General features: G+C 70.8%; 17 protein-coding genes and 1 riboswitch. Of the genes, 6 read left to right on the forward strand and 11 right to left on the reverse strand.

Annotation, left to right across the window (positions count from 1 at the left end):
- Nucleotides 1-124 precede the first annotated feature (124 nt).
- Complete coding sequence (locus AC1D29_RS27675; protein ID WP_477903637.1) at nucleotides 125-655, forward strand: hypothetical protein; 531 nt, start codon at nucleotides 125-127, stop codon at nucleotides 653-655.
- Here the strand turns inward: AC1D29_RS27675 and AC1D29_RS27680 are convergent.
- From AC1D29_RS27680 to AC1D29_RS27700, 5 genes are all read right to left on the reverse strand, one after another.
- Nucleotides 649-804: a hypothetical protein gene (locus AC1D29_RS27680; protein ID WP_477903639.1), complete on the reverse strand. Its 156-nt coding sequence runs from the start codon at nucleotides 802-804 to the stop codon at nucleotides 649-651. The genes AC1D29_RS27675 and AC1D29_RS27680 overlap by 7 nt on opposite strands.
- Nucleotides 805-1,149 (reverse strand): translation initiation factor Sui1, encoded by a 345-nt coding sequence (locus tag AC1D29_RS27685; protein WP_477903641.1) that lies wholly within the window; start codon nucleotides 1,147-1,149, stop codon nucleotides 805-807.
- A complete protein-coding gene (locus AC1D29_RS27690; protein WP_477903643.1) occupies nucleotides 1,146-3,344 on the reverse strand; it encodes a S9 family peptidase in 2,199 nt (732 codons plus the stop codon). Before AC1D29_RS27690 ends, AC1D29_RS27685 begins: the two co-directional genes overlap by 4 nt.
- A gap of 40 nt (nucleotides 3,345-3,384) precedes the next feature.
- Entirely contained in the window at nucleotides 3,385-6,171 is a 2,787-nt protein-coding gene (locus tag AC1D29_RS27695; protein ID WP_477903645.1) for a protein kinase domain-containing protein, read from the reverse strand.
- Between the two features lie 83 nt (nucleotides 6,172-6,254).
- Nucleotides 6,255-6,665, reverse strand: coding sequence for a rhodanese-like domain-containing protein (locus AC1D29_RS27700; protein WP_477903647.1), 411 nt, complete (start codon nucleotides 6,663-6,665; stop codon nucleotides 6,255-6,257).
- Nucleotides 6,666-6,729: 64 nt separating this feature from the next.
- On the opposite strand from AC1D29_RS27700, the gene ftrA reads away from it, so the two are divergent.
- Together ftrA and AC1D29_RS27710 are read left to right on the forward strand one after the other, a co-directional pair.
- Nucleotides 6,730-7,725, forward strand: coding sequence for a transcriptional regulator FtrA (gene ftrA, locus AC1D29_RS27705; RefSeq protein WP_477903649.1), 996 nt, complete (start codon nucleotides 6,730-6,732; stop codon nucleotides 7,723-7,725).
- An 83-nt stretch (nucleotides 7,726-7,808) separates the two neighbouring features.
- Nucleotides 7,809-8,468 (forward strand): peroxiredoxin, encoded by a 660-nt coding sequence (locus AC1D29_RS27710; RefSeq protein ID WP_477903651.1) that lies wholly within the window; start codon nucleotides 7,809-7,811, stop codon nucleotides 8,466-8,468.
- A gap of 76 nt (nucleotides 8,469-8,544) precedes the next feature.
- On the opposite strand, the gene AC1D29_RS27715 is transcribed toward AC1D29_RS27710, so the two are convergent.
- From AC1D29_RS27715 to AC1D29_RS27730, 4 genes are read right to left on the reverse strand one after another with little or no spacing between them, the layout of a single operon-like run.
- Nucleotides 8,545-9,012 (reverse strand): nuclear transport factor 2 family protein, encoded by a 468-nt coding sequence (locus tag AC1D29_RS27715; protein WP_477903653.1) that lies wholly within the window; start codon nucleotides 9,010-9,012, stop codon nucleotides 8,545-8,547.
- Between the two features lie 27 nt (nucleotides 9,013-9,039).
- On the reverse strand, nucleotides 9,040-9,948 hold the full coding sequence (locus tag AC1D29_RS27720) for a tRNA dihydrouridine synthase (protein WP_477903849.1): 909 nt from the start codon (nucleotides 9,946-9,948) through the stop codon (nucleotides 9,040-9,042).
- A gap of 14 nt (nucleotides 9,949-9,962) precedes the next feature.
- Nucleotides 9,963-10,457 (reverse strand): YgjP-like metallopeptidase domain-containing protein, encoded by a 495-nt coding sequence (locus AC1D29_RS27725; protein WP_477903655.1) that lies wholly within the window; start codon nucleotides 10,455-10,457, stop codon nucleotides 9,963-9,965.
- 51 nt (nucleotides 10,458-10,508) lie between these two features.
- Nucleotides 10,509-11,000 carry a 6,7-dimethyl-8-ribityllumazine synthase gene (locus AC1D29_RS27730; protein WP_477903657.1) on the reverse strand — a complete coding sequence of 164 codons (492 nt, stop codon included), beginning with the start codon at nucleotides 10,998-11,000 and terminating at the stop codon, nucleotides 10,509-10,511.
- 86 nt (nucleotides 11,001-11,086) lie between these two features.
- Nucleotides 11,087-11,236, reverse strand: a riboswitch (FMN riboswitch).
- A gap of 56 nt (nucleotides 11,237-11,292) precedes the next feature.
- On the opposite strand from AC1D29_RS27730, the gene AC1D29_RS27735 reads away from it, so the two are divergent.
- On the forward strand, nucleotides 11,293-11,574 hold the full coding sequence (locus AC1D29_RS27735) for a 2Fe-2S iron-sulfur cluster-binding protein (protein WP_477903659.1): 282 nt from the start codon (nucleotides 11,293-11,295) through the stop codon (nucleotides 11,572-11,574).
- Between the two features lie 7 nt (nucleotides 11,575-11,581).
- Here AC1D29_RS27735 and AC1D29_RS27740 read toward each other — a convergent pair whose 3' ends face one another.
- The gene (locus AC1D29_RS27740) at nucleotides 11,582-13,249 is read right to left on the reverse strand and encodes a serine hydrolase domain-containing protein (protein ID WP_477903661.1); all 1,668 of its coding nucleotides are present in this window, start codon (nucleotides 13,247-13,249) and stop codon (nucleotides 11,582-11,584) included.
- 234 nt (nucleotides 13,250-13,483) lie between these two features.
- Between AC1D29_RS27740 and AC1D29_RS27745 the strand changes: the two genes are divergently transcribed.
- Nucleotides 13,484-14,074 carry a lysophospholipid acyltransferase family protein gene (locus tag AC1D29_RS27745; RefSeq protein ID WP_477903663.1) on the forward strand — a complete coding sequence of 197 codons (591 nt, stop codon included), beginning with the start codon at nucleotides 13,484-13,486 and terminating at the stop codon, nucleotides 14,072-14,074.
- Between the two features lie 197 nt (nucleotides 14,075-14,271).
- Nucleotides 14,272-14,511 carry a VF530 family protein gene (locus AC1D29_RS27750; RefSeq protein WP_477903665.1) on the forward strand — a complete coding sequence of 80 codons (240 nt, stop codon included), beginning with the start codon at nucleotides 14,272-14,274 and terminating at the stop codon, nucleotides 14,509-14,511.
- A gap of 5 nt (nucleotides 14,512-14,516) precedes the next feature.
- Here AC1D29_RS27750 and minE read toward each other — a convergent pair whose 3' ends face one another.
- Complete coding sequence (gene minE, locus AC1D29_RS27755; RefSeq protein WP_056877362.1) at nucleotides 14,517-14,780, reverse strand: cell division topological specificity factor MinE; 264 nt, start codon at nucleotides 14,778-14,780, stop codon at nucleotides 14,517-14,519.
- Nucleotides 14,781-14,787 lie beyond the last annotated feature (7 nt).

Here is a 14,787-nt window from a genome sequence, read left to right on the forward strand (position 1 = left end):
GCGCGCCGGATCGTGAATTGCTGCACACCCGCGGATCAACAGGGTCGCAGACTTTCAATTCGTCACGATGCCCGCCGACCTGCCCTACTAGCATGCTCGGCGAAGTCCGTACGCCCCCTGCCGCATGCCCACCGCCCCTCCCTCGCCCACCCCGCCCCAGCCCGGCAAGGCCCGGTTGCTGAGCGGCGCCGGCACGCGCGCCAGCGACCGCACGCGCACGTCGGCCGCCACGGCCACGGCGGGCACCACCTTCACGGCGACGGTGCCGTTTGCACGGCCGCCCGCCCCCGGCACGACCGCCGCTGCCCGACCCAACGTGACGGCGGCGCCCAGCTCGGCACTGCCGCGCTGGGCCAAGGGTTTTGTCATCGGCGGTGTGCTGCTGGCCGTCGGCATGCCGGCCTGCGTGCTGCTGTCGCGTTCCATGCTCGTGCAGGAAGTGCTGACCGCGGAAAGCGGCTCCAAGGCGGCCATGATCTGCACCGGCGGCGAGGCCCGCGCGGTGGACGATTCCAGCGTCATGGGCTGGCTGTTCGGCGGCTCGTTCTTCAGCTGCGGCGACTGGGAGACGCGCGAGGCGCGCCAGCAGCGCGAGCGCGACGTGGCCCACAACAACTACATGGCGCGCGAGAAGGCGCGCCAGATGGCTCAGTAGTCCGCCGCCGTCGCGATCTCGGGCGCACCCAGGACAGCGGCATGGAACGACAGGCACCTCAGGACGACGAGGTTCTTCACGAAGACGCCGGAACAGATCGGGAGCCGCGTCGTGCGGGCACCGGCATTGCTGGCGGCTTGCCGCGGCATTCAGCCGCCCGTGCGCTTGACAGTCCAGCCCTCGGGCCGCGCCTTCAGCCAGGCCAGCAGCTTGTCCAGGTGGTCGCCCTGGATCTCGACGACGCCGTCCTTGACCGTGCCACCGCTGCCGCAGAGGGCTTTCAGCTGCTTGCCCAGCGCGGTCAGTGCCGCGTCGTCCAGCGGCAGACCCTTGACGACGGTGACGCCCTTGCCCTTGCGGCCGGCCGTCTCGCGGCTGACGCGCACGATGCCGTCGCCCGCCGGCCGCACCTTGGCCTTGCACACGCATTGCGCGGCCGGCTGGCCGCAGCCCGGGCAGACGCGGCCGACGTCGGTGGAATAGACCAGCGTCATGGGCCCGGCCTCAGATGCCGCTCGAAGAACGCGTCCATCGTGCGGTACAGGTGCAGCCGCGCCGCGCGGCCGGCGATGCCGTGCGCCTTGCCCGGGTAGATCTGCAGGTCGAAGGTCTTGCCGGCGGTCTGCAAGGCCTCAACCAGCCGCAGCGTGTGCTCAAACAGCACGTTGTCGTCGGCCGTGCCGTGCACCAGCAGCAGCGGCTTGGCCAGCAGCGATGCGCGCGCCGGCAGGCTGGCGCTGGCGTACGTGGCCGCCTTGCCGCCGTCCGGCATGCCGAGGTAGCGCTCCGTGTAGGCGGTGTCATAGAGCGTCCAGTCGGTCACTGGCGCCACGGCCACGGCGGCGGCAAACGGCGTGTCGGCGTCCAGCATCGCCCGCGCGCCGAGGAAGCCGCCATAGCTCCAACCGAAGAAGCCGATGCGCGCCGCGTCCACGCCCGGCACGCGGCCGGGCAGCTGGCGCACGGCGGCGAACAGGTCGGCGACCTCGTTCTTGCCAAAGCTGCCGTGATGGGCGCGCGTGAAGTCGCGGTCGCGGTGCTGCATGCCGCGCGTGTCCAGCGTCATCACGCCGTAGCCGCGCTGCTGCCAGTAGGCGATCAAGGGCATGTCGCGGCCCCAGCCCCAGTTGACGGTGGTCGAGCCCGGGCCGCCGTAGGCCAGCACGAGGACCGGATGCTTGCCCTCGCGGCGGTCCTGCGGCGGGAAGTAGAAGGCGTTCAGCCCCGTGCGGCCGTCGGCGGCCGTCAGGTCCAGCGCCAGCGGCGTGTTCGTGTACTGCCGCAGCGCGGCGTCGGGTGCGTCGCCGGCCAGCGCGATGGCCGTGCCGTCAGCAAGGCCACGCAGTTCCAGCCGCGGCGGCTGCCCCCAGGCGGAGCGCGTGACCAGCAGGCGACTGCAATCGCTGTCAGCCTTGGCGTCGCGCCACTGGCGGTTGGCGGCGCCCGGCAGCATCAGCGCCCGGCCGCCGGCCAGGGGCAGGCTGTACAGCTCCTGGCTCTTGCCGCGGTCGCCCGCAGCGGCGAACACGACGCTCTGCGCGTTGGCGCAGATGGCGTGGGCCACCGCCTCGGGCATCTGCGTCAGCGGCGTGCGGGCGCCACTGGCGCGGTCGACCAGCAGCAGTTGGCGCCGGCCCGAGGCCTCGCTGGACCACAGCAGGCCGCGCGGCGTCTCGATGAGGTCGTCGTGCCCCTCGACCCAGGCGGGGTCGGTCTCGACGGTGATGTCGCGCGGCGCGGCTCCCTTGAACTCGGTCAGCGTCAGCCGCGTCTGGTCGCGTGTGAACCACTGCAGCCAGGGCGTGCCGTCGGCAAACCAGCCGGCGCGCGAGATGTACTCGGCCGCCTGCGGCAGCGGCAGTTCGCGGCGCTGGCCGCTGGTCGCATCGATGACGGCGGCCGTGACCTTGGCATTGGCTTCGCCGGCCGCCGGGTAGCGCTGCTCGGTCATGGCCGTGCGGTCGGCAAAGATCTGCGCGCGCGTCTTCACCGCCACGCCGGACTCGTCCACGCGCAGCGCCAGCAGCGACTTGCCGTCCTTGCTCCACCAATAGCCACGCTGGCGCCCCAACTCCTCGGCGGCGATGAACTCGGCCAGCCCCCAGGACAGCGTGCCGCCGCCGTCCGTCGTCAGCTGGCGCGGCCTGGCATCGGCAGTCAGCGGCAAGACGAACAGGTTGCCGCCCTGCACATAGGCCAGGCTCTTGCCGTCCGGCGCACAGCGCGGCTCCAGCTTGGGCGCGCCCGAGGCCAACGCGAGCTTTTGCGCCTGCGGGCCGGCGGCCGTCAGCCGCACCAGGTAGAGGTCACCCGACAACGGGAACAGCAGCGCGCCGTCGTCGCTGCCGCACCACTGGTAGCCGGTGATGCCGCGCTGGTTGATGCGCTGGCGCTCCAGTGCCATCTTCTCGGCCTCGCTGAGCTTCTGTTCGGCGCCGCCGAGCAGGTCGGCCGCGCTGACGAGCTTGCGGGGCTCGCCACCGCCGGCAGGCTGGGCCCAGAGCTCCAGCACTTCGCTGTCCGTCGCGGACGGCCGCAGCAGGCTGACCCATTGCCCGCCGGGCGAGACCTCCGCCTGACGGGGCAGGCGGCCGGCCAGCGGCGGGTCGGCGGTGATGCGTTCAAGACTGAGGGAGGGGGTTTGCGCAGCGGCGGCGCTGATGGCGCAGACGCTGGCAAGCAAGGTCATGAGGATCTTCATCGCGACATGCTAGCCGCGCCACGGCCCGTCAACGCCGGCGGCCGCCTTGCGCGTCCAGTGCCCGCAGTGGCGCGCTGAAGTAGGGGCTGACGCCGGGTTGCGCCTGCAATGCCGCGCGCGCCAGGCCCTCCCAGCGCGCGGCCAGTGCCGGCGCACCGGCGCGGCGCGCGCACAGCGCCGCGACACCGTGCAGGCGCGCGATCTGCGGCGCCGCCGGGTGGTGCGGCATGTCCAACCCGGCCAGCAACGCGCGCATGCGGCGCAGCCCGGCGCGGGCGTCGGGCTGCAGGCACTCGGCTTCGGCCCGCAGCAGCTCGGCACCGGTGGCGAAGCCGGCGGTCAGCATGGCGTCCGGCGGCCTGACCTCGGTGCGCGTGGCCAGCGCCAGCGCCTCGCGCGCCCGGGCCGCATCGCCGGTGTCGACAAGCACGCGGGCGTGGGCCTCGCGCAGGATGCGCGAGTAGGTGGTCGGATCGTGGCCGGCGGCCTTCAAGGCCTCGGGCGACGGCGCCTCGTCCAGCAGGCGCAGCGCGCCGGCCGTGTCGCCGGCCATGCTGGCGTTCAGCGCCTGCATGCGCACGTCGCCGGCCACCATGGGGTGGGCGCCCTTGCCGGCCGCGATGCGGGCCTGGCGGCGCAGCGCCAGCCGCTGGGCGGCCACGTCGTGGCGGCCCTGGTCCTGGGCGGCGCTGCCGGCCCGGCCGTGGGCGATGGTCAGCTCCACGGGCCGGTGCAGCACGACCTGGCGCTGCGCGTAGTCGGCCTCGATCAGCGGCACGGCATGCTCCACGTCGCCCCAGTGCAGCAGCAGCCCGCCCAGGTGGCCTTGCGCCTCGCCCATCAGCAGCGGCGGCACGCCGTCCCCCAGCGCCTGCAAGCGCTGGATGCCGGCCTCCAGCTCGGCACGCACGCGTTCGAACGGCATGGAGCGCGTCGTGCCGAACATCGCGTTCCAGACATTGATGGCCCCGACCTCGGCGCGCACCGCGTACAGCCCGCCGCTGCCGCGCAAGGTGGCCAGCGCCGGCTGCAGCAGCGCCAGGGCCTCGTCGTGGCGACCCTGCTGGGCGGCCCAGCGCGCGCCGCGCAGCCCGGCCTCTGCGGCGTCCAGCGGGTCGCCGGCCTCGGTGGTGGCGGCCTGGAACTCGGCAATGGCCTCGGCCTCCTGGCCGCGCCGGTTCAGCAGTTCGCCGCGCAGCAGCCGGCGCCAGGCGCGGTCGGCGCTGCCGGTCAGCGTCGCGGGCAGCGCCGCGAGCAGGCGCTCGGCCTCGTCCATGCGGCCCAGGTCGACCAGCGCGCGGGCCTGCAGCAGCCGCTCGGTAGGCGACGGCGTGGCCAGGCCTTGCAGCGCCGGCAAGGCCTCGTCCGGGCGGCCGGCGTCCAGCTCGGCGCGGGCCAGCTGCAGATGGGCCTCGTGCTGCGCGGCCTCGGTGCCGGCCTGCTGGCGCAGCGAGGCCAGCTCGCGCTCGCGCAGGTTCACGGCCAGCGGGGCGGCGCCCATCGCGGCATAGGCGTCGCCCAGCACGCGGTAGAGCCGGGCCTGCTGGGCCGGGTCGCCGGCAAAGCGCTCTTCGATGAGGCGGGCGCCCTGCTCCAGCAGCGGCACCTGGCCTTCGCCACGCGGCTGGCGGGCCTGCGGCTGGGTGCCGAAGCGGAACATCTCCGTGACGAAGCTGGTGGCGATGCGCTCGCGCTCGGCCGCGCGCGCGGCGCGCTCGTGCTGGCCGGCCAGCTGCAACGCCAGCGCGCCGACAACGCCCACGATCAGCGCCCCCAGCGCCCAGGCCCGGCCGTGGCGGCGCAACGCCAGCCGCACCCGCCGCAGCGGCCCCGCTGGGCGGGCTTGCACCGGCTCGTGGCGCAGCCAGCGCTCGATCTCGTCGGCCAGCGCGTCGGCGCTGGCGTAGCGCTGCGCAGGGTCATCGGCGCGGGCGCGAGCAGCGATGGCGGCCAGGTCGGCGTCGGGCTCGCTCAGCAGCTCCGTCAGCATGATGCCCAGCGCGTAGACGTCGACCTGCACGCTGAGTTCACCGCCCGTGCGCAGCTCGGGCGCCGCATAGCGCGGCGTGCAGGCCAGCGGCGTGTCGCTGGTGGCAGCGCCCAGCACGGCCGCGATGCCGAAGTCCAGCAGGTGCGGCCGGTGCTCCGCGTCGACCAGCACATTGGCCGGCTTGAGGTCGCGGTGCAGCACCAGCCGGCTGTGCGCGTAGGCCACCGTGCGCACGACGGCCACGAACAGGCGCAGCCGCTGCGGCAGCGGCAGCGCGGCGGCGGCCTCGTCCAGCGGCCGGCCTTCGACGAAGGCCATGRCCAGGTAGGGGCGCAGGCTGCCGTCGGCGTCGGCATGCAGGCCGGCGTCGTAGAGCCGGGCGATGCGCGGGTGCTCCAGCCGCGCGACCATGCCGGTCTCGCGGCGGAACTGCTCGTGCGCCGAGGCCTCGCTGCTCCAGCGCCGGCGCGGCAGCTTGAGCGCCACCTGGCGCTCGAACAGGCCGTCGGCCCGCTCGGCCAGCCAGACCTCGCCCATGCCACCCCGCCCCAGCGAGCCCAGCAGCCGGTAGGGGCCCACGCGGTCGCCGGCCTGGCCGGTCAGTGGCTCCGCCACCAGCCTGTGCAGCGCCGGCAGGCGCTCGAGAAAGCCGCCCTCCTGGCGCTGCAGCTCGTCGTGACTGGTCAGCAGAAACGCCAGCTGCTCACGCAGTGCCGTGGGCGGCAGCGCCGCCAGCCAGCTCTCGCGCTCAGGCGGCGTCAGCGCCAGCGCTTCGTCGAGCAGACGGCTCAGCTGGGGCAGTTCATCGGCAGACACGGCGCTCATGGCCGCTAGTGTCCTTCGCCCGCGCGGGGCGCCGCATTCAGGCCTCGGCAAGCCCGGGTTCGGCCGTGCTTGCCGCCCCGCTGTCAGGCGGCTTGCGCGGCCACTGTCGCCAGCTCGAAGCCCTCGTCCAGCCAGCCGGTGATGCCGCCGGCCATGATCTTCACCGGCCGGCCCAGCCGCGCGAGCCGCAGCGCGCCGCGGGCCGCGCCGTTGCAGTGCGGGCCGGCGCAGTAGGTGACGAACAGCGTGTCCATCGGCCAGGCGGCGAGCTTGCTCTCGACCAGCTTGCCGTGCGGGAAGTGGATGGCGCCGGGCACATGGCCGCGCGCGAACAGCTCGGCCGAGCGCACGTCCAGCAGCACGAAGTCGGGCGTGCCGGCGGCGAGGCCGTCATGCACGTCCCAGCAGTCGGTCTCGAAGGCGAACTCGGCGGCGAAGTGGGCCTCGGCGGCAGCGGCCGGGGCGGCGGGAACAGCGGTCACGTGAGAGGGCATGGTGGGCTCCGTTGAAAGGTGGAGCCATGGTCGCCAAGCCGCGTTGCCGCCACAATTGGCGCCAATGACCAACATCGACAAGATCACGCCAAACGCCACCAAGCCAACCACCGGGCCGCTGGCGGTCGCGCCGATCTACGACGGCCTGTGCACCTTCGAGTTCGCCATCGCCGCCGAGGTCTTCGGCCTGGCGCGGCCGGAGATGGGGCCGGGCTGGTACCGCTTCGCCAGCGCCGCCATCGAGCCCGGCCCGCTGCGCGCGCACGGCGGGCTGACGGTGACCAGCGACGGCGGCCTGGAGCTGCTGGACCAGGCCGACCTCATCGTCATGGCCGGCTGGAAGGGCGCGGACGTGCCGGTGCCCGACGCGTTGGCCAAGCGGTTGCGCAAGGCCTGGCAGCGCGGCGCGCGCCTGGCGTCCATCTGCTCAGGCGCCTTTGTGCTGGCCGCCACCGGGCTGCTGGACGGCCGCCGCGCGGCGACGCACTGGCGCTACGCCGACAAGCTGCGCGCGCGTCACCCGGCCATCGCCGTGGACGCCAGCGTGCTCTACGTCGAGGGCGATCGCGTGTTCACGTCGGCCGGCAGCGCCGCAGGCATCGACCTGATGCTGCACCTGGTGCGCAGCGACTTCGGCGTGGACGCCGCCAACAGCGTCGCGCGCCGCCTCGTCATGCCGGCGCACCGCGGCGGCGGCCAGGCGCAGTTCATCGAGCGGCCCGTGCCCAGGGACCGCACGAACCGGCTGGCCGGCGTGATGGACCAGGTGCGCGCCGACCTGCGTGCGCCGTGGACGCTGGAGCGCATGGCCGAAGCCGGCGCGATGAGCCCGCGCACGCTTCTGCGCCGCTTCACCGAGGCCACCGGCCAGTCGCCCGGCGACTGGCTGATCGCCGAGCGCGTGGCCGAGGCGCAGCGGCTGCTGGAAGGCAGCGCCCTGCCCGTCGAGAGCGTCGCCGCGCAGGCCGGCTTCGGCAGCGTGCAGACGCTGCGCCATCATTTCCAGGCCCGGCTGGGGTTGGCGCCGCGCGCCTACCGGGCGGCGTTCGGGCATCGATAGACGCTGCGCGAACAAGCTCATGCGCAACAGGTACTTGCTTCCTTCCTATCATTCACGCCCCGCCCCTTCGTTGGAGAACTTCCATGTCCCTGCGCATCAACGACATCGCCCCCGACTTCACCGCCCAGACCACGCAAGGCGAGATCAAGTTCCACGACTGGATCGGCGACAAGTGGGCCGTGCTTTTCTCCCACCCCAAGGACTTCACGCCGGTGTGCACGACCGAGCTGGGCTACATGGCCAAGATCGAGCCCGAGTTCACCAAGCGCAACGCCAAGCTGATCGGCCTGTCGGTGGACCCGGTGGACAACCACCACCGCTGGGCCGCCGACATCGAGGAGACCCAGGGCCACCTGCCCAAGTACCCCATGATCGGCGACCATGATCTGGCCGTGGCCAAGCTGTACAACATGCTGCCGGCCGACATCGAGGGCACGTCCGAGGGCCGCACCGCCGCGACCAACGCCACCGTGCGCTCGGTCTTCATCGTCGGCCCGGACAAGCGCATCAAGCTGATGCTGACCTACCCGATGACGACGGGCCGCAACTTCGACGAGATCCTGCGCGTGCTGGACAGCATGCAGCTGACCGCCAAGCACAAGGTCGCAACGCCCGTGAACTGGAAGCAGGGCGACGACGTCATCATTGCCGGCTCGGTGTCGGACGAAGACGCGAAGACGCTGTTCCCGCAGGGCTGGAAGGCGCCCAAGCCCTATCTGCGCATCACCAAGCAGCCGAGCTGATCCCGAGGCTTTCGGCGCCGGCCCACCCGCAAGGGCGGCGCAGGCCGATGCCGTGGCTCAGCGGCGCCGGGAAGCATCAGGGGGCAGTCATCGGCCGGTGGTCGTAGCTGAACACCCTGGCGATCTGCCAGGTGCTGCCGTCAAAGCGCCACAGGATGTAGTAGCGGCCCTGCTGGATGCAGTCCGCCTTGCCGGCTTCGAGGAAGCAGTGCCGGCCCATCTGGATGGCGCCAATCCTGGCCATCGGATAGACCTCCATCGTGCCTTCGATCAAGCGGCGCTGCACCTTGCCGCAGATGTTCTTCTGCACGGCCTGGATGAACTGCTCGCGGTTCAGGACGCGACCACTGAGGTCGTGGAAGAACTCCACGTCGGGCGCGTAGAGCGCCAGCAGCGTGGCCGTGTCACAGTGGTTGAAGGCATCGAAGTGCCGCACGTCGAGCTCGGCGACGAGGGCCGGCAGATCCGCGTCGGGGATGCTGGGGTGCACGGACTGCGCCTTTGCAGCGCCGAGCAGCGCAAAGCCGACGGTCAAACCGAGCATGCATCTTTTCATGGTCGCGTTCCTTCTTCAGGCGAACAGCCGCTTGGCCAATTCGTCCGCGTCGTTGACCGTGCGCAGTTCGGCGTACGCCGCGTCGGCTTCGGGGTAGGCGCGCTTCAGGTAGTGCAGCCACTGCTTGAGCCGCCCGCCCTGGTGGCGTGCGGCGACGGTGGCGCGCACCTGGTCGAAGAACACCTGCATCAGCGGCAGCAGTTCGGCCCACGGCACGGGTATGTCGCGCTGGCCGGCCACGCGCAGCGCCAGGCCCGGGTCGGCCACCATGCCGCGCCCCAGCATCAGGTGCTCGCAGCCGCTGCGCTCGCGTGCCAGCTCGGCATGCTCCACCGTCCAGATCTCGCCGTTGGCGATGATGGTCAGCGGCACGGCCTCGCGCACGGCGGCGATGCGTTCCCAGTAGGCCGGCGGCTTGTAGCCATCGGCCTTGGTGCGCGCGTGCACGACGATCTCCTGCGCGCCGGCCGCGTGGATGGCGCGCGCCACCTCCAGCGTGCGGCTGTCGTCCATGTAGCCCAGGCGCATCTTGGCGGACACCATCACGTCGGCCGGCACCGCGCGGCGCACGGCGGCGACGATCTCGTGGATCAGCTCGGGCTCGTCCAGCAGCACGGCGCCGCCGCGGTGGCGGTTCACGCATTTGGCGGGGCAGCCGAAGTTCAGGTCGATGCCCTCGGGCTTGAGTTCGGCCAGCCGGCCGGCGTTCTCGGCCAGGCAGGTCACGTCCGAGCCCAGCAGCTGCGGGTGCACTGGCACGCCAGCCAGCGTGCGGCCGCCATTCCTCAGCTCGGGCACGATGCGCGTGAACACGCGGCTGGGCAGCAGCTGGTCGGTCACGCGGATGAACTCGCTCACGCAGCGGTCCACGCCGCCCACGCGGGTCAGCACGTCGCGCAGGATGTGGTCCAGCAGGCCCTCCATGGGGGCGAGAAGAATCACGGCGTGTTCTCCTGGTTCATCAGGTACAGCCGCAGGTCGAACTCGAGCTGGAAGTAGTCCGGCTCCATGTGCTGGCAGAGCTTGTAGAAGGGCTTGTTGTGCTCCAGCTCGCGCAGGTGCGCCAGCTCGTGCACGACGATCATGCGCAGCAGCGCGGCGGGCGCGTCCTTGAACAGCGTCGCAACACGGATCTCGCGGCGCATCTTCAGCTTGCTGCCCTGCACCTGCGCGCGGCGCGTGTGCGTTCCGAGGGCGTGCTGCAGCACACGCAGCTTGGCGTCGTAGCCGACGAAGTTCAGCGGCTCGGCGTTGCGCAGGTGGCGGGCCTTCAGGTCCTGCACGTAGGCGAACAGCGCGGTATCGCTGCGCACCTCGTGGCGCTCGGGCAGCCGGCGGGCCAGGTGGTCGGCCAGGCGGCCGTCCAGGCGCAGTTGCTCCGCTTGGGCGATCAGTTCGGGCGGATAGCCGGCGAGGTAGCGGGCGGCAAGCATGCAGTGGGGAATCAAGGCGCGGCGCCGGGGTGGCGCCGCGCGGGTAGCGGGTCAGGCGGCCAGCGAGTTCAGCTGGTCCAGGCTCGCTATTGTCGCGAGGCAGGCACGCGCCACCTCCTGGCCCTTGGTGGAGAAATGCTCGGCGAAGAAGCGCTTGTGCTCGCCATGCTCGTGGAAGTGGTGCGGCGTCAGCACGGCCGAGAACACCGGCACGTCGGTGTCCAGCTGCACCTGCATCAGCGCACTGATGACGGCCTGGGCGACGAAGTCATGCCGGTAGATGCCACCGTCCACGACCAGGCCGCAGGCGATGACGGCATCGAAGCGGCCGCTGCGCGCGAGGCGTTTGGCATGCAGCGGGATCTCGAAGGCGCCGGGCACATCGACGACGGTGACCTGGTCCGAGGGGATTCGACATCGGTCGAATTCATGGCGGATGGCCGACACGGCGACGCCGACGATGTCCTTGTGCCAGCTGGCGGCGACGATGGCGACGCGCGGCACGCGGCTGAGGTTGAAGCTGGGATTGAGGGTCTGATTCATGGTGTCCTCTTGAAAGACGGTTTTTCCAGAATCAGGGCAAGCGCACGCAGCAGCGGCGCCACCGCTTGCACGGAGACGCCGACACAACGCGATCTCTTTCATCCGGACTGTGACCGTCGGCCCTGGCATCGCACCAGGTCTGCTGACCCTTCACCGCGCAGCGGCGAAGGCGCTCGCGGGCTCTTGCTTGCGCAAATACCGCCGGTGGGGAATTCCGCCCCGCCCTGAGAACGCTGCCGGTCTTGCGAACCGGCAAGCGCATGCTAGCGGCGCTGGCGGCATGATGACGGTCATGTCCGAGACAGCCCTGTTCCGCGTGACGCTGCTGCCCGGCGGCGAGGTATTCGACTGCGCCGCCGATCAGCCGCTGATGCTGGCGGGCCTGGCCGCGGGCGTCACGCTGCCCTGGTCGTGCCGCAACGGCACCTGCCGCACCTGCATCTCGCGGCTGCTGCAGGGCAGCGTCGAGCACAGCATCCCCTGGCCGGGCTTGTCGGCCGAGGAGAAGGCCGAGGGCTGGGTGCTGCCTTGCGTGGCCTGCCCACGCAGCGACGTGACGCTGCAGTGGGTGTGAACGGGCGCTACTTCCTGGGCATCACGAGCTTGTTGCCACCCTGGGTCAGCGTGACGGACACCGCCTGGCCGTCCTCGGGGCTGAAGTCGAGCTGGGCATCGACCTCGGTCACGTGCAGCCGGCGCGGCGTGCTGGCCTTGAGCTCGAAGGCCGGCTGACCCGGTGCCTGGCCCAGCAGGCGGCCACTCTTGTCGTCGATGAAGACCTTGACGGAGAACTGGGGCGAGCTGTAGTCGCCCAGCAAGGCCTGCTGCTGCGCGGCACTCAGCGGCATGAACGCGCGCTCCGCGGGCAGGTCACCGGTGCGCGTCCAGCGTTCGGCGTCGTCCTCGCCGTTGTTGAAGACGCTCAAGCCCGTGGCCTTGCCATCGGCACCGCGTTCGACCTGCAACTCCGTCAGCGAACCGGGGAAGCTGTAGCGGCCATTGCCCAAGGCCACGAGGGGGCCGACGCCACCACCCGTGCGCTGGTTGGTCAGCACGCCATCCTTGACGCGCAGCGTGCGGCTCTGGTCGTCCCGGGTGTAGACGCCCTCGGCGGCCTTCAGCTGCTCGGCCGGCACGGCCACCGGCGTTTGCTCGGCAAACGGTTCACCGATGGCGAACGCGGCCAGCTTGCGCGACACCGTGTCCATCGCGAACCCGGGCCCATCGCTGTTGCGCAGGATCACCACCGTCGTCTGGGTCTGCGGCAGGTAGTTCAGCGTCGAGACGAAGCCGTGGATGCCGCCGCCATGTGTCAACAGCGGCTGGCCGCGCAGCGTGCCGGTGCCGATGCCAAAGCCGTAGCGGTGCGCCTTGGCTGGCGACACGGGCGTGATCATGCCGTCGTAGCTGGCCTTGCTGATCAGCTTGCCGCCATGCAGCGCCTGGTTCCAGCGCCACAGGCCTTCCGTGTTGGCGATCAGCGCGCCGGCCGCATGGGGCTGGGTCATGCTGACGATGCCGGCCGGCGCCACCTCGCGCTGGCTGTTCAGCGTGTAGCCCTGCGCCATGCCCTTGAAGAGCTTGTCGCCGGCCTGGTAGTGCACGCTGGTGATCTGCGCGGGCTTGAGCAGCGCGTCGTCCAGCTGCTGGTGCCAGCTCTTGCCCGAGATGGCTTCGACGACCGCGCCGACCAGCACGTAGCCGGAATTGTTGTAGGCCCACTTCTCACCGGGCTGGAAATCCACCGGCTGCCCCTTGAACTCCTTGATGAGTTCGGCCGTGCTCAGGTCGCGGCGGACCGGGTTGAGCATGTAGCCCGGGATGCCCGTGTAGCTCTTGATGCCCGAGGTGTGGTTGAGCAACTGGCGCAGCGTGATGCGGCCACCGTCGGGATAGTCGGGCAGGAACCTGGACAGCGGGTCATCCAGCCTGGCCTTGCCTTCGTCGATCTGCTTGAGCAGCGTGGCCGCGGCGAACTGCTTGGTGACCGAACCAATGCGCATCAGCTGGTCGGGTTGCATGGGCACACCCAGCTCGATGCTGGCCATGCCGCGCGCGCCTTTGTAGAGCAGCTGGTCGCCGCGCGCGACCAGCACGGTGACGCCCGGTCCGTCGCGGTTGAGCTTCTGCTCGTCGAGCAGCTTGTCGGCATAGGCCGCCATCGCAGCCGGCGCGGCGGGCTGGCCCGCATGGGCCGCGCCGAGCAGCAGCGACAACAGGACGGTCAGGGGAATCTGTGGGTGACGCATGCGGGAAGGCTGTTGAGTGGGACGCCGGCCAGCATCGTGGCGGATGCCGGCCGAGGCAAGCCCATGTGCGACGGACTGCACGAACGAAGGCACAGGCCGCGCGCGCCATCCACAGCAGCTGTGGACAAACCCGTGAACAGGCTGCGGGCGAAAGCTGCAAGTGCTTGGCACAACAGGGCTTTTCTTGTCTTGCCTCAGATTGAGGCAGCCATCGCGGCGGGGACAATCACGGCCATGCACCGCACCATCTTCACGACCCCCGTCGTCAGCACCCTGCTGCGCGGTTTCTCGCTCGTCTGGCTGAAGCTGGCGGGCTGGACCGTGCAGGGCGCGCTGACGCCCGAGGCGCGCAAGAGCGTCTTCATCGCCGCGCCGCACACCAGCAACTGGGACCTGCCCTACACCTTGTTCGCCGCCTTCGCGCTGCGCCTGACGCCCTACTGGATGGGCAAGACATCAATCTTCAGGTTCCCGTTCGGCGGGGTGATGCGCTGGCTGGGCGGCATCCCGGTGGACCGCAGCAAGAACAACAATCTGGTGGCCGCGTCGGCCGAGGCGCTGAAGAACGCCGACGGCCCGGTGCAGCTCATCGTGCCGCCCGAGGGCACGCGCAGCAAGACCATCTACTGGAAAACCGGCTTCTACTGGATCGCCGTGACCGCCGAGCTGCCCATCGTCATGGCTTTCATGGACTACCCACGCAAGCTGGTGGGCCTCGGGCCGCTGTTTCGGCCCACCGGCGACGTCGAAGCCGACATGGCCGAAATCAAGCGCTACTACGCCCAGTACAAGGGCAAGAACTCAGACCAGTTCACGCATGAGTAGATGAGCCCCTCGTCCGGCCTTGCCACGCTGAACGCGGGCAAATCCAGCAGGTCCCCCGAGGGGACGGCGATGCACGCGGCATTGAGCCGCATGCACATCGCCATCGCGGGCCGGCTTGGGAGCGGCCCGGCGCTGGGCCCGGATACCTGATACCTAATACCTACTACCGAAACCACCTGCTTAGCGCAGGGCAGCCCATGCAAACCAACCAGTCCAAAGACCCGCTGCACGGCCTGACGCTGGAGGCCATCGTGACCGCGCTGGTCGAGCATTTCGGCTGGCCCGAGCTGGGCCAGCGCATCGCCATCAAGTGCTTCCAGGTCGATCCCAGCGTGTCGTCGAGCCTGAAGTTCCTGCGCAAGACACCGTGGGCGCGCGCCAAGGTGGAAAGCCTGTACCTGTTCATGCGGCGCGAGCAGGCCCGCGCCGCGCGGTAAGCAGGTCAGCGGCCGCCGGGTTCCGGCAACTCGATCTTGACTTCGAGCACCTCCAGGTCGCCCTGGCGCTCCATGTGCACCTTGATGTCGTCCGGGTTGATCGACACGTACTTGCTGATGACGGCCACCAGCTCGCGCTGCAGCTGCGGCAGGTAGTCAGGGCTGGAACTGCGGCCATTGCGCTCGTGCGCGAGGATGAGCTGCAGCCGCTCCTTGGCGACGCTGGCCGAGCTCTTCTTTTCGCCGAGGAAGAAGTTCAGGAATCCCATCGCGTGG

The organism is Roseateles sp. P1_C6, assembly GCF_056406315.1.

What these genes read in the sequence shown, in the direction of transcription:
- AC1D29_RS27715 (WP_477903653.1), bottom strand. Translation starts at nt 9,012, where the DNA reads ATGCTCGGTTTGACCGTCGGCTTTGCGCTGCTCGGCGCTGCAAAGGCG.
- AC1D29_RS27740 (WP_477903661.1), bottom strand. Translation starts at nt 13,249, where the DNA reads ATGCGTCACCCACAGATTCCCCTGACCGTCCTGTTGTCGCTGCTGCTC.
- AC1D29_RS27710 (WP_477903651.1), top strand. Translation starts at nt 7,809, where the DNA reads ATGTCCCTGCGCATCAACGACATCGCCCCCGACTTCACCGCCCAGACC.
- minE (WP_056877362.1), bottom strand. Translation starts at nt 14,780, where the DNA reads ATGGGATTCCTGAACTTCTTCCTCGGCGAAAAGAAGAGCTCGGCCAGC.
- AC1D29_RS27685 (WP_477903641.1), bottom strand. Translation starts at nt 1,149, where the DNA reads ATGACGCTGGTCTATTCCACCGACGTCGGCCGCGTCTGCCCGGGCTGC.
- AC1D29_RS27675 (WP_477903637.1), top strand. Translation starts at nt 125, where the DNA reads ATGCCCACCGCCCCTCCCTCGCCCACCCCGCCCCAGCCCGGCAAGGCC.
- AC1D29_RS27750 (WP_477903665.1), top strand. Translation starts at nt 14,272, where the DNA reads ATGCAAACCAACCAGTCCAAAGACCCGCTGCACGGCCTGACGCTGGAG.
- AC1D29_RS27690 (WP_477903643.1), bottom strand. Translation starts at nt 3,344, where the DNA reads ATGACCTTGCTTGCCAGCGTCTGCGCCATCAGCGCCGCCGCTGCGCAA.
- AC1D29_RS27700 (WP_477903647.1), bottom strand. Translation starts at nt 6,665, where the DNA reads ATGCCCTCTCACGTGACCGCTGTTCCCGCCGCCCCGGCCGCTGCCGCC.
- AC1D29_RS27745 (WP_477903663.1), top strand. Translation starts at nt 13,484, where the DNA reads ATGCACCGCACCATCTTCACGACCCCCGTCGTCAGCACCCTGCTGCGC.
- AC1D29_RS27720 (WP_477903849.1), bottom strand. Translation starts at nt 9,948, where the DNA reads ATGGAGGGCCTGCTGGACCACATCCTGCGCGACGTGCTGACCCGCGTG.
- ftrA (WP_477903649.1), top strand. Translation starts at nt 6,730, where the DNA reads ATGACCAACATCGACAAGATCACGCCAAACGCCACCAAGCCAACCACC.
- AC1D29_RS27735 (WP_477903659.1), top strand. Translation starts at nt 11,293, where the DNA reads ATGTCCGAGACAGCCCTGTTCCGCGTGACGCTGCTGCCCGGCGGCGAG.
- AC1D29_RS27725 (WP_477903655.1), bottom strand. Translation starts at nt 10,457, where the DNA reads ATGCTTGCCGCCCGCTACCTCGCCGGCTATCCGCCCGAACTGATCGCC.
- AC1D29_RS27730 (WP_477903657.1), bottom strand. Translation starts at nt 11,000, where the DNA reads ATGAATCAGACCCTCAATCCCAGCTTCAACCTCAGCCGCGTGCCGCGC.
- AC1D29_RS27680 (WP_477903639.1), bottom strand. Translation starts at nt 804, where the DNA reads ATGCCGCGGCAAGCCGCCAGCAATGCCGGTGCCCGCACGACGCGGCTC.